At 71.5% G+C, this 2,412-nt stretch carries 1 protein-coding gene; it reads left to right on the top strand.

Features of this window, described 5'->3' with window-relative positions; genetic code table 11:
* The first annotated feature begins 47 nt into the window (after positions 1-47).
* On the top strand, positions 48-2,402 hold the full coding sequence (locus A8M77_RS34855) for a CHAT domain-containing protein (RefSeq protein ID WP_086926025.1): 2,355 nt from the start codon (positions 48-50) through the stop codon (positions 2,400-2,402).
* Positions 2,403-2,412 lie beyond the last annotated feature (10 nt).

Here is a 2,412-nt window from a genome sequence, read left to right on the forward strand (position 1 = left end):
CCCGCCAGACGCGTTGGCGTATTCACCAAGTCTGGAGGAGGCGAAGGATGAGTATGCGACTGAAGGTGACGGACTGGGTGGACGGCACGCGCTGGCGCTGGCAGCTCGAAGAGCAGGACGGGCGCTTCGTGGCCGATCACACGGTGCGCCTGGACCCGAAGAGCCGCGAGTACCAGGGCTTTTGCGACCTGGCCCGCTACGTCGACTACCACGCGCCGGTCGTTAAGCCCCCGGAGCAACTGCAGCAGCTCGGCGCGTGGATCGGCGAGCAGGTGTTCGGCGGGCTGCGCACGGCGCTGCGTGAGCGCGCCCAGCTGCCGGCCGAGGCCGTGCAGGTGCTCGTGCCCGAAGCGGCACAGGTGCTCCTCGAGCGGCCCTTCGAGATCGCCTGCTTTGCCGACGGCAAGCGTTTCGATGCCGTCGGCGTGCGCCTGGCCTACCAGGCCGAAGCGGCTGTCAGCGCGGCCAAGTCCAGCGGGCCCGATCTGCGGCTGCTGGCGGTGTTCAGCCTGCCGGTGCGGGCCAACCCGCTCAACCTGAGGCGCGAGCGCTATCAACTGCAGCAACTCGTGCGCCGGCTCCAGCAGACCGGGGGGCTGGCGGTGGAGTTGCGCGTGTTGCAGTACGGCGCCACGCGCCAGACGCTGAGCGACACCTTGCAAGAGGCCGACGGCTGGGATGTGGTGCACCTGTCGGGGCACGGCCAGCGTGGCGAGCTCCTGCTGGAGACCGATGACGGGGGCGAGGACCCGATCGACACGCAGTCCCTGGGAGAACTTCTGGAACCCGCGCGTGCGCGGCTGAAGCTGCTGCTGCTCGATGCCTGCTACAGCGGGGCGGCCAGCCATGCCGCGGCACGCGTGCAGGTGGGCCTGGATGCGGTGCGCGACGCCGGCACCGAGGCGGCGGCCGCACCGGCCGCACCGGCCATCGAGACCCAGGCCACGCCGCTGCCCAGTCTGGGCCATGCGCTGGCCGGGCAGCTCGACTGCGCGGTGCTGGCCATGCGCTACCCCGTGGGCGACGGCTTTGCCACCGAGCTCATGCTCGCGTTGTACGAGAAGCTGCTGGCCAAGCACCCGCTGCCCGCAGCGCTGCATCTGGCGCTGCAACGTGCGCTCAAGCAGGACCTGGCTCCTTCGGCGCTGGCTGGGCTGACCCCGGTGCTGCTCGGGGCGCGGGCTGGCACGCTGCAACTGGCCGCGCCCCAGCGCACCGGGCCGATCACACTGCCCACCACTGGGCTGCGCATCGGATTTGAGAAGCAACCGGAGCGCTTCGTCGGACGGCTGCAGCCGATGCTGCGAGCCAGCCAGGCCCTGGCGCCGCACAGCCTGCGACGTGCCGTGCTCTTTCACGGCATGCCCGGGGCCGGCAAGAGCGCCTGCGCGCTGGAGCTGGCCTATCGCCATGAGCTGGGGCGCTTCAGTGGCTACGTCTGGTACCAGGCGCCGGAGGCCGGCAGCGACATCGCCTCGGCCCTGTACAACCTGATGCACGAGATCCAGCGCCAGTTGAACGCCCCCGAACTGGGGCTGACCACGGCGCTGGACGATCCGAAGCGCTTCAGCCACTACACCCTGCCGCGCCTGCGCGCACTGCTCGAGGAACGCGCGCTGCTTCTGGTGCTGGACAACCTGGAGACGCTGCTGACCGACAGCGACCAGTGGCGCATCCCGCTGTGGGGCGAGATGCTGCACACGCTGCTGGCGCACCAGGGGCTGTCGCGCGTGGTGCTCACCAGCCGGCGCGTGCCTGCCGCGCTGGCGCACGACGAGCGGGTGCAGGTCGAGCCGATTCATGCGCTGAGCTTTGCCGAGAGCGTGCTGCTCGCGCGCGAGCTGCCGCGGCTGCGCACGCTGTTCGCCGCCGAGGCCGACCACGCGCTGCTGCGCCAGACGCTGCGCGTGGTGCAGGGCCATGCAGCAGCGCGTGCAGGCAGCCGAGGCGCAGTCGGCCGCCAGCGGCGAGCTGCTCGACGCCTTCTTCGCCGAGGGCGGCACGCGCGAGGGCCAGAGCAGGCAGCAGCCCGAGCAGTTCGTGCAGGCCCTGCAGGGCTGGACCGGCGACGTGCTCGCCCGGCTAACGCCCACCGCGCAGCGGCTCTTCGGCTTCCTGTGCAGGCTGGAGGCGGAGGACCGAGAGCACGCGGTGGTGCAGGCCAATTGGGACGACACGCTTGCGCGGCTGGGGGAGGCGGACGCGGCCGCGGTGGCGGCGCGGGCCGAACCCGGGCAGGGGCTGGAACCGGCGCTGAAGGCGTTGCAGGAGGCCGGGTTGGTGGATGTGACGCGCTCAGGCCGGGACGCAGCGCAGTCCACACGCGTCCGCTACGACATCCACCCCGGCGTGGCCGAGGCGGCACTGGCCGGTGCCGGCGCAGAACTGCTGCAGGCCACTGACATCGAGCTC

Origin of the sequence: Variovorax sp. JS1663 (genome assembly GCF_002157355.1) — a bacterium.
GTDB lineage: Bacteria > Pseudomonadota > Gammaproteobacteria > Burkholderiales > Burkholderiaceae_C > Variovorax.